Here is a 23,662-nt window from a genome sequence, read left to right on the forward strand (position 1 = left end):
GAATCCTCCTGAGCGCGCCATTTATTAAGAAGCCTCGCATTGTGCGGGGCTTTTTTTATGTTGGTTTTTTGTTGCTATTTTGTTAAATTGAAAATGGCAACTATTTGTTTTATCTTGTTAATCTGCAATGTTTTAACTCCCTCTCAGTATCTGCATCATTTTTTGATTAACGTAGCCGTATTGGCTAGTTAAATGCCCTTCTTAATAGAGAAAATTCAGAGTTTTGTGATTTGTGTGAGTAATTGTTCGCCGATTTTGTGTGTTATCTACAAGAGTCCCTTAAACAAAATTGACAATTATTAACCAATCGAGATAATCCTAGTCCACTTGCCAAGATCGCACTTGTAAAAATGCGTAGCAATTGTTGTCAGGATGACACAGAAAGGAAGCAACATGACTACTATTGGAAGCCTATTAGTTGACGCCGCCACCCTTATGATTACGGGGATGGCTGTAGTCTTTATTTTTCTAACTATTCTCGTTTATCTCGTTCGGTTAATGTCAACCTTGGTACCGGAAGAAGTACCACAACCGATCGCAGCGCCGATTCAACATCGAAAAGTTCAACCAAACCCTTCAGCTGTGAGCCCGCAAATTGTGGCGGCAATTTCTGCAGCAGTGCATCAGCACCGCGCATTAGCTAAATAGCATAGAAAGGATGAAAAGGAGTTTATGAGCATGTCTAACCCACTAGCTATTACGGATGTGGTCCTTCGTGATGCCCATCAGTCACTATTTGCCACGCGCATGCGTATCGAAGACATGCTGCCTATTGCAGCAGAGCTCGATAAGATCGGTTATTGGTCACTGGAAACTTGGGGAGGAGCAACGTTTGATGCTTGCATCCGTTTTCTCGGTGAAGATCCATGGGAGCGTTTACGTTCGCTTAAGCAAGCGATGCCCAACACCCCAATGCAAATGTTGCTACGCGGCCAGAATTTACTAGGCTATCGCCACTATGCCGATGATGTTGTTGAAAAGTTTGTCGAACGAGCTCACGCGAATGGGATGGATGTTTTCCGTATTTTTGATGCGATGAATGATGTTCGCAATTTTGAAAAAGCGGTCAAAGCGACAATTGATGTTGGCGCACACGCGCAGGGCACACTGTCTTACACCACTAGCCCTGTTCATAATTCAGATACTTGGGTTGATCTTGCCAAGCGGTTGGAAGATCTCGGTTGCCACTCTTTGTGTATTAAAGATATGTCAGGGTTGCTCAAGCCGTATGAAGCTGAAGATCTGATCACCCGTATTAAATCCTCTTGTGCCGTACCTTTAGCACTGCACAGCCATGCAACGACTGGTCTTTCAGCGGCAACAGCCGTTAAAGCGGTAGAAGCTGGTATCGATATTTTGGATACTGCTATCTCTTCAATGAGCCAAACTTATGGCCACACACCAACCGAAACAGTGGTCGCTATGCTTGAAGGAACCGAGCGTGATACGGGCTTGAGCCTGACACAGCTTGAACCGATTGCCACTTATTTTCGTGAAGTGCGTAAGAAATACGCTAAATGGGAAGGACAGTTAAAAGGTGTCGATTCTCGTATTCTTATTGCGCAGGTTCCTGGTGGTATGTTGACTAATATGGAAGGTCAACTAAAAGAACAAGGAGCGGCCGATCGCCTTGATGAGGTTCTTGAAGAGATCCCTCGTGTGCGAAAAGATTTAGGTTTCATTCCCCTTGTGACTCCAACATCTCAAATCGTGGGAACACAAGCGGTGATCAACGTTCTGACTGGTGAGCGCTATAAGAGCATCACGAAAGAAACTGCAGGGGTATTAAAAGGTGAATACGGTGCCACGCCTGCGCCAGTGAATACTGAGTTGCAAGCCAAGGTGTTGGGTAATCTTACGCCGATCACTTGCCGTCCAGCCGATTTGTTGGATGCAGAAATGGCCGTGTTGACCACTGAATTGCTTGAAAAGGCAAAAGCAGAGGGAATTTCATTAGCTACAGATACGGTGGATGATGTTCTGACTTATGCATTGTTTCCACAAGTCGGTTTGAAGTTCTTGAAAAATCGTCACAATCCGGATGCATTTGAGCCTGCGCCAACCTTGGAGTCAGCCAAACCTACACCTGCCACCGTTGTGACAAAAGGTGGTATTGAAACCTACAGTGTTAAAGTGGATGGGCAAATTTACACGGTTGAAGTGGGACCACAAGGCCAGCTTAGCTCAATTGCTGCCAGCCAGTCTCAAGCAGCACAGTCATCAAGCGTGCCGGCAAGTAACAATGCAGAAGCGGTTCCTTCACCACTCGCTGGCAACATTTTTAAAGTGAATGTTCAAGCCGGTTCTGAGGTGTTAGAAGGGGATGTGTTAGTGATTCTGGAAGCGATGAAGATGGAAACTGAGATCCGTGCGGCACGTGGCGGTATTGTTCAAGATCTTCATGTCAAAGAGGGTGATGCTGTGACTGTTGGTGCACCATTGCTGAGCTTAGCGTAAGGGAGAACCATGGACGGATTATTGACCTTATGGTCTGAAACAGGGATCGCTAATTTTCAGCTAGGCCAAATCTGCATGATTTTGGTCGGTTGTTTACTGCTGTTTTTGGCTATTCGCAAAGGCTTTGAGCCACTGCTGTTATTGCCGATCGGCTTTGGTGCGATTTTAGCGAATATTCCGAATGCGGGTTTTACCGAACCCGGCGGTCTGCTTTATTACGTTTATCATGTTGGTATTGAGACGGGCGTTTTTCCACTGCTGATTTTTATGGGCGTGGGCGCGATGACCGATTTCGGGGCGCTGATTGCAAACCCTAAAACGTTATGGCTAGGTGCGGCCGCTCAGTTTGGTATTTTCGCCACCCTGTTTGGTGCGATATTACTCAACTATGTACCGGGTATGGAATTTACCATGGCCGATGCTGCGTCCATCGCCATCATTGGTGGAGCCGATGGCCCAACCGCTATTTTCCTTGCCAGTAAATTATCGCCGGATTTATTAGGTGCAATCGCTGTGGCGGCTTATAGCTATATGGCATTAGTTCCTATCATTCAGCCACCAATTATGAAGGCACTTACAACACCTGAAGAGCGAAAAATCAAAATGGCTCAGCTACGCCACGTTGGGAAGACAGAAAAAATACTGTTTCCTTTGGCGGTGCTATTGATGACGATTCTATTTTTACCGTCAGCAACGCCATTAGTGGGTATGTTCTGTCTAGGTAATTTAATGCGTGAATCGGGTGTGGTTGAGCGTCTATCCAAGACAGCGCAAAATGAACTGATCAACATCGTTACTATCTTCTTAGGCTTAGGCGTTGGTTCTAAACTGCAGGCTGATAAGTTTTTGAACTTGGAAACATTAGGTATTTTGGCGCTCGGTGCTATTGCTTTCAGTATTGGTACGGCTGGTGGTGTGTTGATGGCGAAAGTGCTTAATAAATTCTCGAAAGAGGATATTAACCCTCTTATTGGTGCTGCTGGTGTGTCTGCGGTACCGATGGCGGCGCGAGTAGTGAACAAAGTGGGGCTTGAAGCTAATCCACAGAACTTCTTACTGATGCACGCCATGGGGCCAAATGTAGCAGGTGTACTGGGCTCTGCTGTTGCAGCAGGCGTTTTGCTTGCTCTTGTTGGCTAAGCCTAGACGAGCCGATGGTTATTTTGCGAGCTAAAGATTAACTAGAAGCAATAAAATGGTATATATTCAAAGGGATGCTGAGGCATCCCTTTCTTTTTATCAATAGGGAAGTTTGACATGGATAATAAACAGATCGCAATTACTGAGTTTGGTGGACCAGAGGTGCTCGTTATTCAAACCAGTGACGTTCCTCAACCTAAAGCTGGCGAAGTGTTAATAAAAGTGGCGTTTGCTGGTGTAAACCCTATTGATGTAAAAACTCGGGCTGGTCTGGGGTGGGCTGCAGCGCAAAACAAAGATAAACTGCCATGGGTGCCAGGTTACGATATTTCTGGACAAGTTGTTGAGGTAGGGGAAGATAATCGCCGCTTTCAAATTGGAGATAATGTGGCGGGCTTTGTTGGGTTTCCGTTGCGTGGCGGCGGTTACAGCCAATACCTGTGTGTGGCAGAAAGCGAACTCAGCCTTGTTCCTGATGCTGTGACCTTAGAAGCAGCAGCAGTGCTGCCACTGGCAGGGCAAACGGCGGCGCAAGCCCTAAATAAAGCGCAAGTGAAAGAGGGGGATCGCGTATTGATCCTCGCGGGCGCTGGTGGTGTCGGGCACTTAGCGGTACAAATTGCTTTAGCAGCAAAAGCCGAAGTGTATACCACGTGCAGCGAACAAAATTTGGATTATTTAGCGACTCTTGGTGCTCATGCGATTAATTACAATTTTGCTCCTGCTTCACAGCGTTTAGAAGAAGTGGATGTGCTGATTGATTTAGTCGGGGGTGATGCGGCTCTCGATGCTTTGAAATGCTTGAAAGATCATGCGCGTGTCGTTACTGTTCCTACTCTAAGTGCTGAGCTTATTTGTGAAAAAGCAAAATTACTTGGTTTTGAAGCCACAGGCATGTTGGTTGATCCTAATCCTGAACAGCTTGATACCATGCTTTATATGGTCAGCGTTGGCTTATTGAAAACGGAAATTCAAGCTGTTTATCCGATGGCGGAAGTGGCTGCGGCTCATCAACAGATTGAAACAGGCCATACTCGAGGCAAAGTTCTTCTTGATATGAAATGTTAGACATTTTTAGCACCTATTTGGAACCGCTCTCATATTGGTTTGCTGGCTCTGCGCTGTGGGTGCTTTTTTTTAGTGGTTTTCTCAGTGCTACCTTATTACCGGGAAGCTCAGAAGCGAGTTTATTCGCCACATTAAGCCTGAATCAATTTCCCGTATTTTGGGTTATCGCCGTTGCAAGCGCTGGCAATACCCTCGGCGGTCTGACCAACTATTGGCTCGGTATCTGCTTGCCTAATCGAACTGAAAGCGAAAAGCACGGTCATAAAGCGTTAGCTTGGCTCAATAAATATGGTTATTGGGTCCTCTTATTCAGTTGGCTACCTGTGGTGGGTGATGTGCTTTGTTTGGCCGCAGGTTGGCTACGCATGAAATTTTTACCTACTTTTGTCATTATTTTGATCGGCAAAGCACTGCGTTACATCATGCTTGCCGCTGTATTCTATGGTTTTTTCTAAGGAGCTGTTATGAGAAAAATTTGGCTAGGTGCCCTTTCTCTTATTGCCATTTATGGCTGTTCATCAACGGTCGCACCTATCGCTTTTTTTTCATCATTACCGAAAGGGGTTACGCTGATTGAGCAAGTGGATGCTCAACCAGAAAAAGTGATGATCCCTTATGCAAAATATCAGCTCGATAATGGTCTTACTGTCGTGCTATCACCGGATCACTCAGATCCTTTAGTGCATGTCGATGTCACTTATCATGTGGGTTCGGCACGTGAAGAGGTTGGAAAATCAGGGTTTGCTCATTTCTTTGAACACATGATGTTTCAAGGAACGGAGCACGTTGGCGATCAAGAACATTTTCGTTTGATCACCGAAGCGGGAGGAACCATGAATGGGAGTACTAACCGTGACCGTACTAATTATTACCAAACAGTGCCTTCAAATCAGCTAGAAAAAGTGTTGTGGCTCGAATCTGATCGGATGGGATTTTTACTCAACGCGGTTTCTCAACGTAAATTTGAGATCCAACGTGACACAGTAAAAAACGAACGTGCACAAAACTACGACAACCGCCCCTATGGCTTGATGTGGGAAAAAATGGCGGAGGCGATGTATGCCGAAGGACACCCTTATTCATGGCAAACCATTGGTTATGTCGAAGATCTTGACCGAGTGGACGTCAACGATCTTAAAGCGTTTTTCTTACGTTGGTATGGGCCGAATAATGCGGTGCTGACCATTGGTGGCGATATTGATGTTCAGCAAACACTTGAATGGGTTAATCAATATTTTGGCACCATACCGGCAGGCCCAGCCGTTGATAACGCACCTAAACAGCCGGCCCAGTTGGCGCAGGATCGTTTCATTACCTTGGAAGATCGCATTCAGCAACCCATGGTTGTGGTGGGCTGGCCGACAGAATATCGCGGTGCTCAAAGTCAAGCCTCGTTAGATGCGCTTGCCAAAGTGTTAGGCAGCGGTACCAATAGTTATCTCTACCAAGCGTTGGTCAAAACTCAAAAAGCCGTCAATGCGGGTGCATTCCAAGATTGCGCCGAATTGGCTTGTACCTTCTATGTTTATGCCATGGCCCCTTCGGGTGAAAAGGCTCAGCTTGCTCCTTTGTATCGAGAGTTAATGCAAACGCTCAGTCAGTTTGAACAGCAAGGGGTAGATCAGAGTCGACTTGATCAAATTACCGGTATGGCGGAAGCGAATGCGGTCTTTGCGCTGCAAAGCGTATCTGGAAAAGTGACGCAGCTTGCGTCCAACGAAACGTTTTATGGGCAGCCTGATCGCCTAGAGCAGCAATTAGCTCAGATTCATGCGGTCACCCCAGAGTCAATTCAACAGGCTTATCAGCGCTTCATTGCTCATCAACATAAGGTTACCTTAAGTGTTGTGCCTAAACATAAAGCCGATCTTGCCGTTCAAAAAGCCAATTTCGTACCCCCTAAAAGAGTGCTGCCCGAGCATCAAACGATAACCGAAGATCAATTGGCTTATCGCCAGGTTGAAGATCAATTTGATCGCTCAATCATGCCTTCTGTAGCAAAAGGTGTGAAAGCACAAATGCCGACACTGTATGAACTCTATTTTGATAACGGTATTGAGTTATTAGCCACACAAACCAGCGAAACGCCGACCGTGCTAATTAATATCAATTTACCAGCAGGAGAGCGACATGCCGCGCGTGGCAAAGAAGGGTTAGCTAATTTAACCGCGGCGCTACTTGAAGAAGGCTCAACTCGACGCTCAGTGGAAGCGATTCAAGCTCAACTCGACACGTTAGGTTCGACTATCAGTGTTACTGCCAATGAGTATTCGACCAGTATTATGGTCTCTAGTTTGAAGAAGAATGTTGCAGCAACATTGGATGTGGTTGAAGAAGTTTTATTTCATCCTGCTTTCAAAGAGAGTGATTTTACACGGCTGAAGCAGCAGATGCTGGAAGGGTTGGTTTATCAGCATCAAACACCGGGATGGCTTGCTTCACAAGCTACTCGTCAAGTACTGTTTGGCAACTCTATTTTTGCGCGTTCAAGTGAAGGCACTGAGCAATCACTAAACGATTTAACATTAGAAGATGTAAAACGCTTTTATGCGAAACATTACACGCCACATGGTACGCAAATCGTTGTCGTTGGCGACATTTCCAAAAAAGAGGTCGCTAAACAGTTAACCTTTTTAGGGCAGTGGCGCGGTGAAGCTTCTCCTTTGTTACGTCCCCAAGTGGTGAACTCACTGACAGAGCGGAAGATATATCTGGTTGATAAGCCTGATGCGCCGCAGAGCATCGTCCGTTTTGTGCGAAAAGGGTTGCCTTTCGATGCCACTGGCGAGCTTTTTCTCAGCCAACTGGCTAACTTCAATTTAGCGGGCAACTTTAACAGCCGCATTAATCAGAATTTGCGTGAAGATAAAGGCTACACCTATGGCGCTGGGAGTTATTTCGCGAGCAATCGAGAAGTGGGCGCTATCGTTTTCAATGCTCAAGTGCGTGCTGATGCCACTGTAGCTTCAATCGTTGAAATAGAAAAAGAGATGGCAACATTCAGTCAAAGTGGCTTAACCGACCAAGAGCTAAAATTTATGCGCCTTGCTGTCGGCCAACAAGATGCACTGACGTATGAAACACCATCACAAAAAGCGCAGTTGCTTAGTAATATTTTGACCTATAGTTTGGATGAAGATTACCTACAGCAACGAAATGAACTGGTAGAAAACGTAAAAAAATCAACGCTCAATAAACTCGCCGCTAAATGGTTTGCACCACAAGAGTATCAAATTATCGTGGTGGGTGATGCGAAAACGTTGAAGCTACAACTTGAAAAATTAGATATTCCCGTAGAAGAGCTTGAAATCATCCGCTAGAGTACACATTTATAGGGGGCAGATTGTTTGCCTCCATTCTACTCTCTTGTTGAGTTAGAGCCGCTTTCATTCGGATCATTCACCTATAAGCGAATCATTATTTTGACTAATTTTGCCGCACGACTTGAACAAGTCACTAAAAAATCAGAAGTGTTTAAGCAGTTTGGCCGAGGCGTTGAGCGTGAAACGTTACGCTATACCCCAGAAGGCTCGTTAGCTCTGACTCCTCATCCAGAAGCACTCGGCAGCGCATTAACCAACCGTTGGATCACCACTGATTTTGCGGAGTCATTGCTTGAATTTATTACACCAGTCTCTCATGACGTGCCGACTTTACTCTCACAACTGGCGGATATTCACCATTTTGCTCAAACCAAATTGGGTGACGAAAAACTGTGGCCGCTTTCTATGCCTTGTTATGTTGGCAGCGAAGATGATATCGAACTGGCGCAATATGGTTCATCGAATACGGGTAAAATGAAAACCCTTTATCGAGAAGGCTTAAAGCGTCGTTACGGCAGCTTAATGCAGATCATTTCTGGCGTGCATTTCAATTTTTCATTTCCAGAATCATTTTGGGATGCCTTGCATGGCGAGCAAACTGAATCCCAGCGTACTGAGACAAAATCTGAAGCCTATTTTGGTGTGATTCGTAATTACTACCGTTTTGGCTGGCTTATTCCCTATTTCTTTGGCGCATCACCTGCGTTATGTTCATCGTTTGTGCGCGGACGTGAAAGCCATCTGCCATTTGAAAATATTGGTAAAACGCTTTATTTGCCTCATGCTACCTCGTTGCGCCTCAGTGATTTGGGTTATACCAATAGCGCGCAAAGTGGCTTGCAAATTGGTTTTAATAGCTTGGATCAATATTTAGAAGGGTTGAATCAGGCGATCCGCACTCCATCAAAAGAGTTTGCAGAACTAGGCGTGTATGTCGATGGTGAACATCGCCAGCTCAACAGCAATGTTTTGCAGATAGAAAACGAACTCTATGCGCCGATCCGTCCTAAACGTGTGGCCAAAAATGACGAAAAGCCGTCACAAGCGTTAGAGAGAGGTGGAGTCGAATACATCGAAGTGCGTTCGTTAGACGTAAACCCGTTTAGCCCGATTGGTATTACTGAAGATCAAGTGCGTTTTCTCGATCTGTTCCTCACTTGGACAGCTCTTTCAGATTCAGATCCGATGGACAATTGTGAGCTGGCATGTTGGCGAGATAACTGGAACAAAGTGATTTTAGAAGGTCGTAAACCGGGTTTAGAGTTACAAATTGGCTGTCGCGGTGAGAAACTGACGCTGCAAGCGTGGGCGCATAATGTATTCGATGACTTACGCAAAATAGCGCAAGTAATGGATAGCGCTTGTGGTGGCAACGCATACCAAGCCGTATGCGAGAAACTAAGCTCGTGGATTGATAATCCAGAATTAACCTTTTCCGCTCAACTACTTGAACAGACTAAACAGTTTGGCGGACTCGGTAAGGTAGGTTGTGCATTAGGAACCGAATACCGACAAGCCAACCTGGCGCATCACTATCAAACTTATTCTGAGTCTGTGATGGAAGAGGAAGTGCTGCGTTCCCGAGCCGCTCAGCAACAGATAGAACAACACGATACTCAAAGTTTTGAAGAATTTCTTGAAAGCTATTTTTCGTACCTAAAATGATCTCTCGATCATAATCTAACATTGATAGGCAGAGCATCGCTCTTTGCCAAATAAGGAGAAAGCAATGCCATTACTCGACAGTTTTACGGTAGATCACACTCGTATGCATGCGCCTGCGGTACGTGTGGCAAAAAATATGCAGACGCCTAAAGGGGATACAATCACCGTATTTGATCTCCGTTTTACTGCTCCAAACAAAGATATTCTTTCAGAAAAAGGGATCCACACTTTAGAGCATTTATACGCTGGCTTTATGCGCGCGCACTTAAATGGCCATGATGTAGAAATCATCGACATCTCACCTATGGGCTGCCGCACAGGTTTTTACATGAGTTTGATTGGCGCGCCAACAGAAGCGCAAGTGGCACAAGCGTGGTTAGCGGCGATGCATGATGTGCTAAAAGTAGAGAGCCAAGATCAGATCCCTGAACTAAACGAATACCAATGTGGTACAGCCTCAATGCACTCGTTAACAGAAGCTAAAGAGATTGCTCAAGCGATTATCACGGCAGGTATTGCGGTGAATAAAAATGATGAGCTTGCTTTACCTGAGTCGATGCTCAAAGAGCTGAAAGTGGATTAAAGATCGCCAGATCTGGCCCTTTAAAAACAAAAAGCTTGGCAGTGACCAAGCTTTTTTTCTTTCTTTTATGCAGTGGCTGGCGATTAATGTTTTTTGGTTTTGCGTGGAAAGACTTTAACCTGCTTAATGCGGTTTTCTTCTACATCCACAATCTCCATCGCATGGCCAGAAACTTTGACACTTAAATGGCTACTTGGAATATCTTCAAGGTGCTCCAAAAGTAAACCGTTTAAGGTTCTTGGGCCCGTCGTTGGCAGTTTCCACTTCAGCCCTTTGTTAATGTCACGGATATTCGCGCTGCCATCAATCAAGAAGCTGCCATCACTTTGTGGTGTAATTTCATCAGCTAAGCTTGGTGCCATCGAGGTGGTGAATTCCCCCACAATCTCTTCGAGAATATCTTCAACAGTGATCAAGCCATTGATATCACCGTATTCATCAACGATCAGGCCAATCCGTTCTTTGTTGCGTTGGAATTTAAGTAATTGTACGTTGAGCGGTGTGCCTTCCGGGATGAAGTAGACTTCATCAGCGGCACGTAAAATCATCTCTTTATTGAACTCTTTTTTTTCCAACATCAAACGAGAAGCATCACGAAGGCGCAATATGCCCACCGCTTCATCAATTTTGTCTCGGTAAAGCACCACGCGTCCGTGTGGCGAGTGAGTTAACTGACGCACGATAGATTTCCAATCATCATTAATATTGATACCAGTAATTTCGTTACGTGGGATCATGATGTCGTTCACTGTGACATGTTCAAGGTCGAGAATGGAAAGCAGCATATCTTGGTGGCGACGAGGAATAAGACCACCCGCTTCGTTGACGACGGTTCTCAACTCTTCAGAGCTTAGATGATCCTCCGCCCCATGCTTGGCTTTAAGGCCTAGTAAGCGGATGAAACCATTGGTGATGAAGTTAATGAACATCACCAATGGTGACAATATCTTCATTAAGAAGGTCAGTAAGATGCTGCTGGCGTAAGAGACGCGTTCAGGGTAAAGCGCTGCTAATGTTTTTGGCGTCACTTCAGCAAAAACCAGAACGACCAACGTCAGCGCACCAGTGGCAATGGCCACTCCTAGATCCCCATAAAGGCGCATACCAATAATAGTGGCAATTGCAGAAGCTAAAATATTGACTAGGTTGTTGCCAATGAGGATCAAACCAATGAGGCGATCTGGACGATCAAGCAGTTTTTCAACACGCTTTGCACCTTTGTGGCCGGTATTGGCCAAGTGCTTTAAGCGGTAGCGGTTCAAAGACATCATGCCGGTTTCTGAACCTGAAAAATAAGCCGAAATTACGATGAGACCCGCGAGTAGTGCAAACAATATACCCGTTGAAATGTCGTCCAAAACGTGGTGTTTCCTTATAAAATAGTGTGATTAAGTAATGATCTAATTAAATGAATGTGTCAATACGCTATCAAACGTGTTGAGTTAGCTCAAAATGATTTCTTTTACAAAACGGCTACCAAAGTAGGCCAGTGTGAGTAAGGTTGCACCAGCGACAGCAAACCAAGTCACTTTTCTACCGCGCCAACCTTTTCGGTAATGTCCCCACAACAATACAGAATAGACAACCCAAGCAATGAAAGACAAAATGCCTTTATGCGCTTTGCCTTGAGCAAACATATCACCGACAAAATCAAAACCAGTAATCAAGGTACCAGTAAGTAATACGTTACCTATCAAGATGATTTTAAACAGTTGCCTTTCTACCATCAGTAGTGGTGGCAAATTGGGGTTGATGGTTAGCATCTTCTTTTTCTTTAGCTTGTAGTCCAGCCAAGCCAATTGCAAAGCGTAGAGTGCGCCAATCGAAAGGGTTGAATACGAAAATAGTGCTAGAGAAATATGCAACAACAGTGGCGGATTGTTTTCTAAGTGAGTCATGAACATGCTGGGAAGAAATGAGGCGGCGCTGACGTTGATCGCGGCGAAGCTATACACCACCGGCAACAGAAACCACAAGCGCGTTTTTAACATCGCAATGCTCATCACCAGTGAGATAATAAAGCTTATCAATGATGCCACATTGAGCATACTGAGGTTTTGCCCATTAGCGTTGAAGATTAAATCACTCAGTAACCACGCATGAAAAGCCAGCGCCAGTGCTGAACTGAACAATACTGTCTGCGCACGAATCCCAGTTTGATTAACTAAGCCTGGAATAATGGTCGCTATGGATAAAAAATACAAAATAGTGGCGACTATTGCGATTAAGTTTTCCATACTTCTTACAAAATGGTGGCTGAATTGGCGAATTATACCTTGCATCACGATAATGAGCTACGTTGGATACCGATTGATTTGACATATACCCACCTTAGTTGAGGTCATGGTGCAAATAATTAACAGGGTGAAGGCTTTTATTCGATAAATCGCAGAGATAACTCTTTTTGACGCCCCCGTTTTGGGGACCCAATGTTACGTTTACGGGTTTAAGTCGCTTATCGCGAAGCGTCAATGGGTATGACTATTAGATTGGCTAAGGTATACTGACCCCAATTAATCGCCGAACTAGCGAAGAGACAACGATGTTTGAAAATTTAACGGATCGACTATCCAAGACGCTGAAAAATATCAGCGGCAAAGGCCGTCTCACCGAAGACAATATTAAAGAAACCCTACGCGAAGTGCGCATGGCGCTGCTTGAAGCGGACGTGGCACTGCCTGTAGTGCGTGATTTTGTCGCGCGCGTTAAAGAGGGCGCAGTAGGTGTTGAGGTGTCTAAATCGCTGACACCGGGACAAGAGTTCATCAAGATTGTTCAAGCGCAGCTTGAAGCGGTAATGGGCGAATCCAACGAAGCGCTGAACCTTGCCGCCCAGCCGCCAGCAGTGATTTTAATGGCGGGTTTACAAGGCGCGGGTAAAACCACCAGTGTTGGTAAGCTTGCTAAGCTGCTTAAAGAACGCGATAAAAAGAAAGTACTGGTGGTTTCGGCTGACGTTTATCGCCCAGCGGCGATAAAACAGCTTGAAACGCTAGCTAACGATCTGGACGTTGAATTTTTTCCTTCTTCAGCCGACCAAAAACCGATTGATATCGCCAATGCGGCCATTGACCATGCGAAGAAGAAATTCTTCGATGTGCTGATTGTCGACACAGCAGGCCGTCTTGCTATTGATGAACTGATGATGGCAGAGATCCAAGATCTGCATGCGGCGATTAATCCGATTGAAACATTGTTCGTTGTGGATGCCATGACGGGGCAAGATGCCGCGAACACCGCAAAAGCCTTTGGTGATGCGCTGCCGTTAACGGGGGTTATCTTAACCAAAGTTGATGGTGATGCTCGAGGTGGTGCCGCACTTTCCGTTCGTCATATCACCGGTAAACCGATTAAATTCTTAGGGGTCGGTGAAAAAACTGACGCGCTCGAGCCTTTCCATCCTGATCGTATTGCATCACGCATATTGGGAATGGGCGATGTTCTCTCATTAATTGAAGATCTACAACGTAATGTTGATCACGAGCAAGCAGAACGCCTAGCTAAAAAATTCAAGGAAAAGAAAGGATTTGATTTAGAAGATTTCCGCGAACAGCTCGGGCAAATGCAGAATATGGGCGGCATGATGGGCATGCTCGATAAACTGCCTGGCATGGCAAACCTACCTGCCAACGTGAAAGATAAGGTCGATGATAAGATGTTCAAGCAGATGGAAGCGATCATCTGTTCGATGACCATGCACGAGCGTCAGCACCCAGACATGATAAAAGGTTCACGTAAAAAACGTATCGCGACGGGTTCTGGCACCCAAGTACAAGATGTTAACCGCTTACTGAAACAGTTCACCCAAATGCAGAAAATGATGAAAAAAATGCAGAAAGGTGGCATGAAAGGCATGATGCGTAATATGCAAGGCATGATGGGCGGAATGGGTGGCATGGGCGGCGGCGGTTTCTTTGGTCGTTAACCTAACTCATTGCGATGCTTAAAATTTACTAAAGCGTGATGCTCATCACTGCAAAAGCATAATGCTTCTGCTGGTGAAAAAATAGCTAAACCCCTTGCAAAGCCTCGGAATAAGAGTAAAATTCCGAGGCTTTATTTTGGCACGAGACCCCAGACTGTTTTTCGTAAATGGTTTTTGGGGTTAATTTTATTATTGAGAAAGCAAAGAGGACGACATGGTAACCATTCGTTTGGCACGTCACGGCGCTAAAAAGCGTCCATTTTATCAAATCGTAGTTGCGGATAGCCGTAACGCAGTAACTGGCCGTTTCATCGAGAAAGTAGGTTTCTTTAATCCTACGGCTACTGGCCAAGAAGAAGGCCTACGTGTTGATCTAGATCGCGTTAACCATTGGGTTGGTCAAGGCGCATCTCTATCTGATCGCGTAGCTAAGCTAGTAAAAGACGCTCAAAAAGCGGCTTAATTCTTACTTTTATAGAAGAACATTAGCTTATGTCGATGAAAGGTAAAGAAACAATGAGCAAAGAAAACGAAAAGATTGTTATGGGCAAGTTTGGTGCTACCTATGGCATTCGTGGCTGGCTCAAAGTTTTTTCCTACACAGACGAAGCTGAAAGTATTTTTGATTACAGCCCTTGGTTTATTAACCAAAAAGGCCAGTGGATCGAGTACAAAGTAGAGAGTTGGAAGCGCCATGGTAAGAGTATGGTGGTAAAACTTGAAGGTTTAGATGTTCGAGAAGACGCACATCTACTCACCAACTTTGAAATTGCTATTGATCCCGCATCATTACCAGAATTGTCAGCAGATGAATTCTACTGGCGTGAATTGTTCGGTATGCAAGTTATTACCACTAAGGGATATAACCTTGGTGAGGTCACTGACCTATTAGAAACTGGCTCCAACGATGTTCTGGTTGTGAAAGCGAATTTGAAAGATGCTTTTGGCCAAAAGGAACGGTTGGTACCGTACCTTGAAGAGCAAGTGATCAAGAATGTTGATCGCGAAGCTCGACGGATCGAAGTTGACTGGGATCCGGCATTCTAACTCTAAAACGTCAGAGCGAGAGAACACATGTGGGTTGGCGTTATAAGCCTATTTCCTGAAATGTTCCGTTCTGTTACTGATTTTGGAGTAACAGGTCAAGCGGTTAAAAAAGGTTTGCTGTCTATTGAAGCTTGGAATCCTCGAGATTTCACTCATGACAAACATCGCACCGTCGATGACAGACCTTACGGTGGTGGTCCTGGAATGCTCATGATGGTTCAGCCTTTGCGCGATGCCATTCATGCAGCAAAACAAGCCGCACCGGGAAAGACGAAAGTCATTTACCTTTCTCCTCAAGGTCGAAAACTCGACCAAAAAGGAGTCGAAGAGCTGGCGACGAATGAGAACCTAGTTCTTATTTGCGGACGCTATGAAGGGGTAGATGAGCGTATCATCCAATCAGAAGTTGACGAAGAATGGTCGATTGGTGATTTTGTGATGACAGGCGGTGAACTGCCAGCCATGACGTTGATTGATTCTGTCTCTCGGTTTGTTCCGGGAGTATTAGGAGATTTCGCATCAGCAGAAGAAGATTCTTTTGCCAATGGTTTGCTAGATTGCCCGCACTATACGCGTCCTGAAGTGTTAGATGGAAAAGAAGTACCTGCGGTACTGAAATCCGGTAATCACGAGGATATTCGTCGCTGGCGGCTGAAACAGTCGTTGGGCCGAACTTGGCATAGAAGGCCAGAGCTCCTGGAAAACCTAGCTCTGACTGACGAACAGGAACTATTACTGGTTGAGTTCATTAAAGAAACTCAAATACATCAGTAACCTATTTAATTTAGTATCAGTTTATTCTAGGAATTTTTAAAATGAGTAACATCATCAAGGCTCTTGAAGAAGAGCAAATGAAACAAGGCCTACCTAAATTCGCACCAGGTGACACTGTTGTTGTTCAAGTTAAGGTAAAAGAAGGTGATCGTGAGCGTCTACAGGCTTTTGAAGGCGTTGTAATCGCAATCCGTAACCGTGGCCTACACTCTGCATTCACTGTTCGTAAGATCTCTAACGGTGAAGGTGTTGAGCGTACGTTCCAAACTCACTCTCCAGTGGTTGATAGCATTGAAGTTAAACGCCGCGGTGCAGTACGTCGTGCCAAACTGTACTACCTACGTGAGCGTTCTGGTAAGTCAGCTCGTATCAAAGAGAAACTTGCTAAGAAGTAATGCTATAAACTAGCGTTCTCATAGTAATAAACAGGGGTCGAGTAATCGACTCCTGTTTTTATATGTACGCTAATATTGATCTTCTGACCAACCATCACTGTCTGACATATCCGGTGCACCGGGAATACTTTTTTCCTCATCGGCCCACTCGCCAAAATCGATCATCTGACACTGTTTGGAACAAAAAGGACGATAAGGGCTCTGTTCTCCCCATTCGACATCGGCTTTGCACTGCGGGCATTTTACAATGGTAATTTTCTTTGACATAACGGACTTCAAGTAACGATGGATAGGCGTAAGTGTATTACCTAACGCAATGGAAAGTAAGAGTCAGTCGGGAATTGAAGCGGAATTGATTAACAGCAGACGGCGAGATCAAACTCGATATCGCGCCCTGTTGCTTGGCCTGATTGGAATTCGATAAACTTAATCGCGAAGCGATTTTTATGGCCTGAGATCATGGGGTATACCCCATACTCAAGTGGGATCGACAAGCGCAAGATATTGGCGTCTTCTGCATCGCTTTGATAAAAACCTAATCGTGCTAGGCGTGCTTTAAAATGACCCGTTTCGCGGGTTAACTTCAACCAAAGTTGCAACGCATCTGATAACGGTCGCAGCGTTTCCATCCATTGGTGCGCATCTTGGGTCTTCTTTTCTATCGGAATGTGTAGCCAGTAGTGCAGGGCTGGCAGGTCAAAACAGCACGACCCGCCCGGCAAATTAAAGCGTTGGCGAATCGTGCTTAAGAAACGATCTTCTTTGAGTGATTGACCAAAGCGTTCAGCGCTCATTAAATTACGATGCACCTCGTCGATCTCTTCAAGGAGCGATAGCAACATTTCTTGATCAACACCATCCACATTGAGCCAGCTACGGTAGTTCAAACGCTGTTTTTCAATATCTTTAGCCAACTCGCTTTTGAGTTGGATCTGTTCGAAGATTTCGAGTAAATCAAACAATGAACGAAAGAAGAGTTGGTGTTGAATACCGTCACGAAACTGAGCGGAATGCATCAACTGGTTAAGCAGCGCTTCGACTCTTAAATAGATACGAGTTTTTTCGTTCAGTGGGTGTTCAAACTTATGCGTGGTCATCTAGCTAGCCTTAGGTCCGGTCTGGGTTATTCTTACAGACTTAGGCTGCATATGGCTAGATACTTTTTGTGTAATTCTGTGATTTGAGGCAAAAGTTTTTGGTTTTCTGCGCTATTTTTAATCACATCGTCAGCGTATTGCAATCTTTGCTCACGGCTCGCTTGAGCGGCTAAGATCGAACGGACTTGTTGCTCTGATACCTTGTCTCTTGCCATAGTGCGAGCGATTTGGGTTTTTAGATCAACATCAACCACTAAGATGCGATCGACTAAGGTTTGTAGGTTATTTTCTATCAATAATGGCACAACCAATAAAGCATAAGGCGAGGTGGTTTTTGCTAAATCAGCAATCATTTTTGCACGGATCATTGGGTGAAGAAGCTGATTAAGCCAAGCCTTTTCTTGTTCATCAGCAAAGATCTTTTCTCTTAACGCGGCGCGATCCAATTGTCCATCGGGCTTTAATATGGATAGGCCAAAGTGCGCGCAAATCGTCGTTAATCCTTCACTACCGGGTTCGACGACTTCTCGAGCGATGATGTCAGCATCCACGACATCTATCGAGAAATGCTGCTGAAATAAATGAGCAACGGTGCTTTTTCCGCTGGCAATCCCGCCGGTTAAACCCACCACTAACCCCATGACGATAACCCCATAATTGAACCTAAATACCAACTCATAATATCGTTACCCCACAACAAGGTTAGCCAGCCAGCAATGGCGAGATAGGGGCCAAAAGGAAAGGCTTTGTCGATCCCTTTTTTTTGCAAGCGCAATTGAATTAGGCCAAAGACAATGCCAACCACAGATGACATGAGAATGATGATGGGCAGATATTGCCAGCCCAACCAAGCGCCGAGAGCAGCCAGCAGTTTGAAATCGCCATAACCCATTCCTTCTTTGCCTGTGACGAGTTTAAACAGCCAATAGACCGACCATAAGCTCAGATAGCCAGCAATGGCGCCGATCACCGCATCTTGCAAACTGACTGGGCTAATGTGCATCAATGATAAGCTGAGGCCCGCCCACAGTAGTGGCAGTGTCAGCTTGTCGGGTAACAGCATGGTATCGAAATCGATAAACGTCGCCGCGATGAGCACAAAAGTGAAAAACAATAGCGCTAGTGAAAAATAACTAAAACCGAAGTGGCTAGCCACGACAAAGCTCATACTGGCGGTGAGCAGTTCAATCAAAGGATAGCGTGCACTGATCGGACCTTGGCAACGGGAACATTTCCCTTTTAAAAAGAGCCAACTGAGTAGCGGAATATTGTCAATAATACGGATTGGCGTATCACAGTGTGGGCAGCTAGAACGGGGGAGACTGAGCGTGAGTTGCCCTTCCGGTGGCGCAATGTGATATTCGGGAAAGCAGTCAGCGCACTCTTGTCGCCATTCTCGCTCCATGATTTTGGGTAGACGATAAATGACCACATTGAGAAAACTCCCCACGATTAAGCCAAACAACGCTGCAAAAAGTGGAAAGAGCCAAGGGTAATAAATAAAAACTTCCATGCACAGACTCGATAAGTAAAAGATTAGCAGTGCTAATACTATCCTAATACACTCATTAAGTTAAAGATGGGCAAGTACATTGCCACCACTAAACCGCCGACCACCGTACCCAAAAAGACAATGATCAATGGTTCGAGAATTTTGCCTAAGTTATCGACGGTATTATCGACTTCAAATTCGTAAATGGTGGCGACTTTATTGAGCATGTCATCCAATCGGCCTGATTCTTCACCAATCATCACCATTTGCAGCACCATTTCAGGAAAGGCTTCGGTATTACGCATCGCAATATACATTGGCATACCGGCTGCCGTATCACGATAGACCTCATTAATCGCCGTCTCAAAATGGACATTGCCAGCGGTTTTAGCGGTGGTTTTTAAGCTGGCTAAAATCGGAATGCCTGCACTAAAACTGGTGGCGAGTGTGCGACTGAATTTAGCAATAGAGGCTTTGCCTATCACCCCGCCAAGAATGGGAAACTTTAATCCTAATCGGCTGGTTTTTAAGCGTATTAAAAAAGATTTTTGCCGTACTGCTTTCACGGCAATTGTGGTGAGGATTATGATGATGATTACCCACAAACTGTAACTTTGCACCCAATGAGAGAGTTTCAATACTTGCTGTGTAAACCAAGGTAATTCGGCTCCGAATCCTTTGAACATGCTTTCAAACTCAGGGATCACCATAGTAAGCATTAAGTAAGAAACACCTAACGCGACCAACACCACCATGGTTGGGTAGATGAGTGCTTTAATGACTTTAGCGCGCAGTTGTTCACTTTTTTCTCGATAAGTCGCTAGCCGCTCAAACACTTCAGCCAAGTTACCTGACTGTTCACCTGTGTGAATGAGATCAATATACAAGGTATCGAAATGGGTGCTGGCGGTACGCATCGCTTTGGAAATTGGCGTTCCGGCTTCAACCCCTTTGGTGACTTGCGACAAAATGGATTTCATTTCGGCTTTGCGATGGTTATCTCCGACCAGTTTTAAGGCTTGCACGATGGGCACGCCCGTGGTCAGCATGGTCGCCAATTGGCGTGTCAGAATGGTGATGTCTCTGGCCTTCACGCGATGAGTCAAGCGGGTGATAAAAGAGACGCCCCCTTTTTTGATTTTTTTGATTTGAATGTGCTGTTCTTTAAGTTTGTCACGCACTTCCAGTTCGGTTAAAGCGAGAGTTTGGCCAGATACTTTTTTGCCCGAACTATTGATGCCTTTCCAACGATAATTTTTGAGTTCTGATTTGATTTTTGTGTTCATACAATAGAGTCACCCAATGGCTAGCTAAGAGGGATCAAAGCGTTAGAAATAGAGCACGCGTTGCAGCTCTTTGAAGCTGGTTACGCCGTTTTTGAGCTTTTCAATGCCTGATTCTTGTAGTGTCTGCATTCCGTTGGCTTTCGCGATCTGCTCTATTTGATGAATGCTTGCTTTTTGCATAATCGCTTCGGCCAGCTGTGGGTTAAACGCCATCACTTCATAAATGCCGACTCGACCTGAATAGCCCCCTGTGCATTCGTTGCAACCATGCGGGTTCGCTTCATAAATGGTTTCTGTCGCTAGCAGCTGAAAATGTTGCTGCAACTGCATTGAGGGCACGACGGCAATTTTGCAGTGCCGACAAAGGCGACGAGCTAAACGCTGGGCAATAATTAAACTGAGTGAAGAGGCTAAGTTAAACGCTTCAATTCCCATATTACTCAAGCGAATTACCGTTTCGGCGGCGGAGTTAGTATGCAAGGTAGAAAGAACTAAATGCCCGGTTTGTGCCGCTTTCACGGCGATTTCGGCAGTTTCTAAATCGCGGATTTCGCCAACCATTACAATGTCGGGATCTTGCCGTAAGAAGGAGCGTAATGCTTGCGCAAAGCCAAAGCCAATTTTTGGCTGCACTTGAACTTGGTTGATACCGGATAAGTTAATTTCAACCGGATCTTCAGCGGTGGAAATGTTCACTTCAGCAGTATTTAAAATGCGTAGCCCCGTATAGAGCGAGACGGTTTTTCCGCTACCCGTCGGGCCCGTCATTAAAATCATCCCTTGTGGTTTTTTCAGCGCAGCTAAGTAGAGTTGTTTTTGCTGGTCGTTATAACCCAACTTGTCGATATCTAAGTTAGCAGCACTGCTATCAAGTAGGCGCAGTACGATTTTTTCACCCCATAAAGTAGGGAGGCTGGAAACGCGCATATCGATGGCGGTGTCTTGATTCAACCGCAGTTTAATTCGTCCATCTTGTGGTAAGCGCCGCTCGGCAATATCGAGTTTGGATAAAATTTTAAGCCGCGCGGCAAGCCGGCGACTTAAGTTGCTTGAGGGACGCTGCGTTTCCAGCAAAATACCATCACAGCGCAATCGTACTCGGTAAAGCGCTTCGTACGGTTCGAAATGGATATCGGATGCGCCTTTACGCACCGCATCAAGCAGAATTTGGTTAATAAAGCGACTGACTGGGGCGTCATCTTGGCTGAGGTCTTCAATCGATTGAATCTCATCATCAGACAGCTTAACTAAGTTCGCCAGTTCATCTTGGCTGATCTCTTTCCCTGAAGGAGAGGATCCTTGAATTGTTCGGCCATACAAGCGCCGGATGGCTGCTTGCAGCGCTTTGTAGTCGGCTAAAACCAGTTCAACTTGTAAGCCTGTCGCGAAGCGAAAATCATCTTCCACTTGTAAATGGGTCGGGTCGGAAACCGCGATGGTCAGGGTTTGGCCATTATTGGCAATCGGCAGTGCTTGGTAACGGGTGATGAGATCACGCAAACCAAGCTGTTGGCAGAGCTGTGGGTAGTCGTAGCGGGTTAAGTCGGTGTCCGGTAGGCCGAAAAGGGTACTTAACTGCTCAGTCAGATCATGAGGATGGAAAAAATCCAAAGCGAGCAAAGCTTCTGGCACACTCGCACCAGACGCTTTGATATGTTCAATAACTGCGTGTTCTTGCGTCGGGCTCAATATCTGAGCCTGACGCAGAATCGCAGGTAGGTTGGTTAGCATTTATGGAATTGTCGCACCTGAGGTACAACCTTTTGGAGAAAATTCACTTAGGGCTGTCGTGTCACATGTCCACAGGCCATTTGCGTCTCGAATTAATCTGACTTTGTGAGTATTTGCCACACCAGCCTCAAAGGTATATTTAATTGTGCCAGTTAATGAGCCGGCAGACGTTGGAGTGACCAATACTTTCCCATCGCCCATATCTTCAACGGTTCCTAATCTAGTAAATCCTGTTGCTGTCCCAGCAGTAGTGGTAGGGAAGCTGCCTTCAGTTGCAATAAAATCTTCAACATTTGTTTTTAATGCCGTGATATTTGCCAAACCGACCGCTACAGATGATTTTTTTACGTAATTTTGGTATTGAGGCACTGCAATCGCAGCTAATACACCGATTACTGCTACAACAATCATCAATTCAATTAAGGTAAAACCACTTTGTTTCGTTGTCTTATTTGTGTTCATTATTTGATTTGCTCCGTTTGAACGCATAAGGATGGGCAGAGCATAAGAAGCTTGTGGGTTGGTGTGAATGAGATAAAGAGCAGTGCGCGAGTGATTTGGATTTTTTACCTGTTTAGTTGCATATATCAATCACTAAAATACGACTGACTTAAAAATGCCGTCTTGCTTTTGATACGCAAGCAATAAAAAAGGAAGCTCGTCTGGCTTCCTTAACTATTTGAAATTTTTGATCTTTATTCCAATAATTGATGTAATTAATTACTGAAAGCGCATTGAGAGATCGAGTGCTTTAATGTGCTTAGTCAGCGCGCCGACTGAGATGTAATCGACACCGGTTCGCGCGTAATCGCCAATGGTTTCTAATGTGACGTTACCAGAATTTTCTAAAGCTGCGCGGCCTGCGTTAATTGCTACCGCTTCGCGCATCATCTCAATACTAAAATTATCCAGCATAATGATGTCAGCGCCCGCTTGAATCGCCTCTTCTAACTCTTGCAAGCTTTCGGTTTCGACTTCGACAGGTTTACCGGGGTTGAGCTGTTTAGCGGTGCTGATGGCTTGGGTAATACCGCCACAAGCAATGATATGATTTTCTTTAATTAAATAAGCATCAAACACGCCAATACGATGGTTAAAGCCGCCGCCACACGCGACAGCATATTTCAGTGCGCTGCGCAGGCCAGGGATAGTTTTGCGTGTATCAAGTAGTCGGCATTCGGTGCCTTCTAGCTGTTTGGCATACTGAGCAGTAATGCTGGCGCAACCTGACAAGGTTTGAATGAAGTTCATCGCATTGCGTTCACCAGTCAGCAGCGCGCGAGCTGGACCTTCAAGAGTGCACAAAATTTGGTTTGGCTTAACTTGATCACCATCTTGGACATGCCAGTCAATTTTCACTTCACCACCAAGTTGTTTGAAGACTTCCTCTGCCCATGCTTGGCCACAAAATACGCCATGTTCACGGGTGATGAGAGTCGCGGTATTACGCGCATCCGCTGGAATAAGGTTTGCGGTGATATCAGCAGTCGCATCCAAGCTGCCACCGAGATCTTCTCTGAGTGCATCGCTAACGGCACGAGTAATTTCCAATGGGAGTTGCTGTTTCAGATAATCAAGGCGTTGTCGGCTGTTGTGTGTATTTTTCATCGCAAATCTAATATGGTGTTGAACAGAGTGAGAATGATACGCTGAGTTTTACTCAAATTCAGCCACTAATC

Annotated in this window: 23 protein-coding genes; 13 read left to right on the forward strand and 10 right to left on the reverse strand. The window is 45.3% G+C overall.

Annotated elements, in window-relative coordinates; all coding sequences use genetic code 11:
• Nucleotides 1-393: 393 nt before the first annotated feature.
• From PL85_RS16715 to luxS, 8 genes are all read left to right on the forward strand, one after another.
• Entirely contained in the window at nt 394-648 is a 255-nt protein-coding gene (locus PL85_RS16715; protein ID WP_029388148.1) for an oxaloacetate decarboxylase subunit gamma, read from the forward strand.
• Between the two features lie 30 nt (nt 649-678).
• A complete protein-coding gene (gene oadA, locus PL85_RS16720; RefSeq protein ID WP_115339505.1) occupies nt 679-2,457 on the forward strand; it encodes a sodium-extruding oxaloacetate decarboxylase subunit alpha in 1,779 nt (592 codons plus the stop codon).
• A gap of 9 nt (nt 2,458-2,466) precedes the next feature.
• Nucleotides 2,467-3,597 carry a sodium ion-translocating decarboxylase subunit beta gene (locus PL85_RS16725; protein ID WP_013857700.1) on the forward strand — a complete coding sequence of 377 codons (1,131 nt, stop codon included), beginning with the start codon at nt 2,467-2,469 and terminating at the stop codon, nt 3,595-3,597.
• A 117-nt stretch (nt 3,598-3,714) separates the two neighbouring features.
• The gene (locus PL85_RS16730; RefSeq protein ID WP_115339506.1) at nt 3,715-4,665 is read left to right on the forward strand and encodes an NADP-dependent oxidoreductase; all 951 of its coding nucleotides are present in this window, start codon (nt 3,715-3,717) and stop codon (nt 4,663-4,665) included.
• Nucleotides 4,659-5,120: a YqaA family protein gene (locus PL85_RS16735; protein ID WP_115339507.1), complete on the forward strand. Its 462-nt coding sequence runs from the start codon at nt 4,659-4,661 to the stop codon at nt 5,118-5,120. Before PL85_RS16730 ends, PL85_RS16735 begins: the two co-directional genes overlap by 7 nt.
• Before the next feature lie 9 nt (nt 5,121-5,129).
• Nucleotides 5,130-7,985 (forward strand): M16 family metallopeptidase, encoded by a 2,856-nt coding sequence (locus tag PL85_RS16740; RefSeq protein ID WP_115339508.1) that lies wholly within the window; start codon nt 5,130-5,132, stop codon nt 7,983-7,985.
• A gap of 102 nt (nt 7,986-8,087) precedes the next feature.
• Nucleotides 8,088-9,653, forward strand: coding sequence for a glutamate--cysteine ligase (gene gshA / locus PL85_RS16745; protein WP_115339906.1), 1,566 nt, complete (start codon nt 8,088-8,090; stop codon nt 9,651-9,653).
• 64 nt (nt 9,654-9,717) lie between these two features.
• Nucleotides 9,718-10,236: an S-ribosylhomocysteine lyase gene (luxS, locus tag PL85_RS16750; RefSeq protein ID WP_010319518.1), complete on the forward strand. Its 519-nt coding sequence runs from the start codon at nt 9,718-9,720 to the stop codon at nt 10,234-10,236.
• Between the two features lie 83 nt (nt 10,237-10,319).
• Here the strand turns inward: luxS and PL85_RS16755 are convergent, their stop codons facing one another.
• A complete protein-coding gene (locus PL85_RS16755; protein ID WP_017046996.1) occupies nt 10,320-11,594 on the reverse strand; it encodes an HlyC/CorC family transporter in 1,275 nt (424 codons plus the stop codon).
• Between the two features lie 84 nt (nt 11,595-11,678).
• Nucleotides 11,679-12,473: a cytochrome C assembly family protein gene (locus PL85_RS16760; protein ID WP_026027563.1), complete on the reverse strand. Its 795-nt coding sequence runs from the start codon at nt 12,471-12,473 to the stop codon at nt 11,679-11,681.
• Nucleotides 12,474-12,778: 305 nt separating this feature from the next.
• Here PL85_RS16760 and ffh point away from each other — a divergent pair, with 305 nt between their 5' ends.
• The 5 genes from ffh to rplS all read left to right on the forward strand — a co-directional run bounded on the left by ffh (nt 12,779) and on the right by rplS (nt 16,377).
• Nucleotides 12,779-14,161, forward strand: coding sequence for a signal recognition particle protein (ffh, locus tag PL85_RS16765; RefSeq protein ID WP_019281904.1), 1,383 nt, complete (start codon nt 12,779-12,781; stop codon nt 14,159-14,161).
• 214 nt (nt 14,162-14,375) lie between these two features.
• The gene (rpsP, locus tag PL85_RS16770) at nt 14,376-14,624 is read left to right on the forward strand and encodes a 30S ribosomal protein S16 (RefSeq protein WP_010319522.1); all 249 of its coding nucleotides are present in this window, start codon (nt 14,376-14,378) and stop codon (nt 14,622-14,624) included.
• A gap of 29 nt (nt 14,625-14,653) precedes the next feature.
• The gene (rimM, locus tag PL85_RS16775; protein WP_013857691.1) at nt 14,654-15,208 is read left to right on the forward strand and encodes a ribosome maturation factor RimM; all 555 of its coding nucleotides are present in this window, start codon (nt 14,654-14,656) and stop codon (nt 15,206-15,208) included.
• Between the two features lie 27 nt (nt 15,209-15,235).
• Nucleotides 15,236-15,982, forward strand: a complete 747-nt coding sequence (gene trmD / locus PL85_RS16780) for a tRNA (guanosine(37)-N1)-methyltransferase TrmD (RefSeq protein WP_010319524.1) — start codon at nt 15,236-15,238, stop codon at nt 15,980-15,982.
• A 41-nt stretch (nt 15,983-16,023) separates the two neighbouring features.
• Nucleotides 16,024-16,377 (forward strand): 50S ribosomal protein L19, encoded by a 354-nt coding sequence (rplS, locus tag PL85_RS16785; protein WP_010319525.1) that lies wholly within the window; start codon nt 16,024-16,026, stop codon nt 16,375-16,377.
• A 69-nt stretch (nt 16,378-16,446) separates the two neighbouring features.
• Here the strand turns inward: rplS and yacG are convergent, their stop codons facing one another.
• From yacG to nadC, 8 genes are all read right to left on the reverse strand, one after another.
• Nucleotides 16,447-16,644, reverse strand: a complete 198-nt coding sequence (yacG, locus tag PL85_RS16790) for a DNA gyrase inhibitor YacG (RefSeq protein ID WP_010319526.1) — start codon at nt 16,642-16,644, stop codon at nt 16,447-16,449.
• 89 nt (nt 16,645-16,733) lie between these two features.
• Complete coding sequence (gene zapD / locus PL85_RS16795) at nt 16,734-17,474, reverse strand: cell division protein ZapD (RefSeq protein WP_013857689.1); 741 nt, start codon at nt 17,472-17,474, stop codon at nt 16,734-16,736.
• Between the two features lie 32 nt (nt 17,475-17,506).
• Entirely contained in the window at nt 17,507-18,115 is a 609-nt protein-coding gene (gene coaE / locus PL85_RS16800) for a dephospho-CoA kinase (protein ID WP_115339509.1), read from the reverse strand.
• Nucleotides 18,106-18,987, reverse strand: a complete 882-nt coding sequence (locus PL85_RS16805) for a prepilin peptidase (RefSeq protein ID WP_019281902.1) — start codon at nt 18,985-18,987, stop codon at nt 18,106-18,108. Before PL85_RS16805 ends, coaE begins: the two co-directional genes overlap by 10 nt.
• 38 nt (nt 18,988-19,025) lie before the next feature.
• Complete coding sequence (locus tag PL85_RS16810) at nt 19,026-20,252, reverse strand: type II secretion system F family protein (RefSeq protein ID WP_115339510.1); 1,227 nt, start codon at nt 20,250-20,252, stop codon at nt 19,026-19,028.
• A 42-nt stretch (nt 20,253-20,294) separates the two neighbouring features.
• Nucleotides 20,295-21,983, reverse strand: coding sequence for a type IV-A pilus assembly ATPase PilB (pilB, locus tag PL85_RS16815; protein WP_115339511.1), 1,689 nt, complete (start codon nt 21,981-21,983; stop codon nt 20,295-20,297).
• Complete coding sequence (locus PL85_RS16820; protein WP_115339512.1) at nt 21,984-22,445, reverse strand: pilin; 462 nt, start codon at nt 22,443-22,445, stop codon at nt 21,984-21,986. It abuts the gene before it with no gap.
• A 258-nt stretch (nt 22,446-22,703) separates the two neighbouring features.
• Nucleotides 22,704-23,591 carry a carboxylating nicotinate-nucleotide diphosphorylase gene (nadC, locus tag PL85_RS16825; protein WP_115339513.1) on the reverse strand — a complete coding sequence of 296 codons (888 nt, stop codon included), beginning with the start codon at nt 23,589-23,591 and terminating at the stop codon, nt 22,704-22,706.
• Nucleotides 23,592-23,662: the final 71 nt, after the last annotated feature.

It is taken from the genome of Vibrio anguillarum (assembly GCF_001989995.2).
Classification (GTDB): domain Bacteria; phylum Pseudomonadota; class Gammaproteobacteria; order Enterobacterales; family Vibrionaceae; genus Vibrio; species Vibrio anguillarum.

Bases quoted from the DNA above. Each gene is read 5' to 3' on its own strand.
- trmD (WP_010319524.1), top strand. From the start codon at position 15,236: ATGTGGGTTGGCGTTATAAGCCTATTTCCTGAAATGTTCCGTTCTGTT.
- PL85_RS16735 (WP_115339507.1), top strand. From the start codon at position 4,659: ATGTTAGACATTTTTAGCACCTATTTGGAACCGCTCTCATATTGGTTT.
- PL85_RS16805 (WP_019281902.1), bottom strand. From the start codon at position 18,987: ATGGAAGTTTTTATTTATTACCCTTGGCTCTTTCCACTTTTTGCAGCG.
- PL85_RS16820 (WP_115339512.1), bottom strand. From the start codon at position 22,445: ATGAACACAAATAAGACAACGAAACAAAGTGGTTTTACCTTAATTGAA.
- luxS (WP_010319518.1), top strand. From the start codon at position 9,718: ATGCCATTACTCGACAGTTTTACGGTAGATCACACTCGTATGCATGCG.
- rimM (WP_013857691.1), top strand. From the start codon at position 14,654: ATGTCGATGAAAGGTAAAGAAACAATGAGCAAAGAAAACGAAAAGATT.
- nadC (WP_115339513.1), bottom strand. From the start codon at position 23,591: ATGAAAAATACACACAACAGCCGACAACGCCTTGATTATCTGAAACAG.
- rpsP (WP_010319522.1), top strand. From the start codon at position 14,376: ATGGTAACCATTCGTTTGGCACGTCACGGCGCTAAAAAGCGTCCATTT.
- PL85_RS16730 (WP_115339506.1), top strand. From the start codon at position 3,715: ATGGATAATAAACAGATCGCAATTACTGAGTTTGGTGGACCAGAGGTG.
- rplS (WP_010319525.1), top strand. From the start codon at position 16,024: ATGAGTAACATCATCAAGGCTCTTGAAGAAGAGCAAATGAAACAAGGC.
- yacG (WP_010319526.1), bottom strand. From the start codon at position 16,644: ATGTCAAAGAAAATTACCATTGTAAAATGCCCGCAGTGCAAAGCCGAT.
- PL85_RS16760 (WP_026027563.1), bottom strand. From the start codon at position 12,473: ATGGAAAACTTAATCGCAATAGTCGCCACTATTTTGTATTTTTTATCC.
- pilB (WP_115339511.1), bottom strand. From the start codon at position 21,983: ATGCTAACCAACCTACCTGCGATTCTGCGTCAGGCTCAGATATTGAGC.
- PL85_RS16740 (WP_115339508.1), top strand. From the start codon at position 5,130: ATGAGAAAAATTTGGCTAGGTGCCCTTTCTCTTATTGCCATTTATGGC.
- PL85_RS16810 (WP_115339510.1), bottom strand. From the start codon at position 20,252: ATGAACACAAAAATCAAATCAGAACTCAAAAATTATCGTTGGAAAGGC.
- PL85_RS16715 (WP_029388148.1), top strand. From the start codon at position 394: ATGACTACTATTGGAAGCCTATTAGTTGACGCCGCCACCCTTATGATT.
- ffh (WP_019281904.1), top strand. From the start codon at position 12,779: ATGTTTGAAAATTTAACGGATCGACTATCCAAGACGCTGAAAAATATC.
- oadA (WP_115339505.1), top strand. From the start codon at position 679: ATGTCTAACCCACTAGCTATTACGGATGTGGTCCTTCGTGATGCCCAT.
- coaE (WP_115339509.1), bottom strand. From the start codon at position 18,115: ATGGGGTTAGTGGTGGGTTTAACCGGCGGGATTGCCAGCGGAAAAAGC.
- PL85_RS16725 (WP_013857700.1), top strand. From the start codon at position 2,467: ATGGACGGATTATTGACCTTATGGTCTGAAACAGGGATCGCTAATTTT.
- zapD (WP_013857689.1), bottom strand. From the start codon at position 17,474: ATGACCACGCATAAGTTTGAACACCCACTGAACGAAAAAACTCGTATC.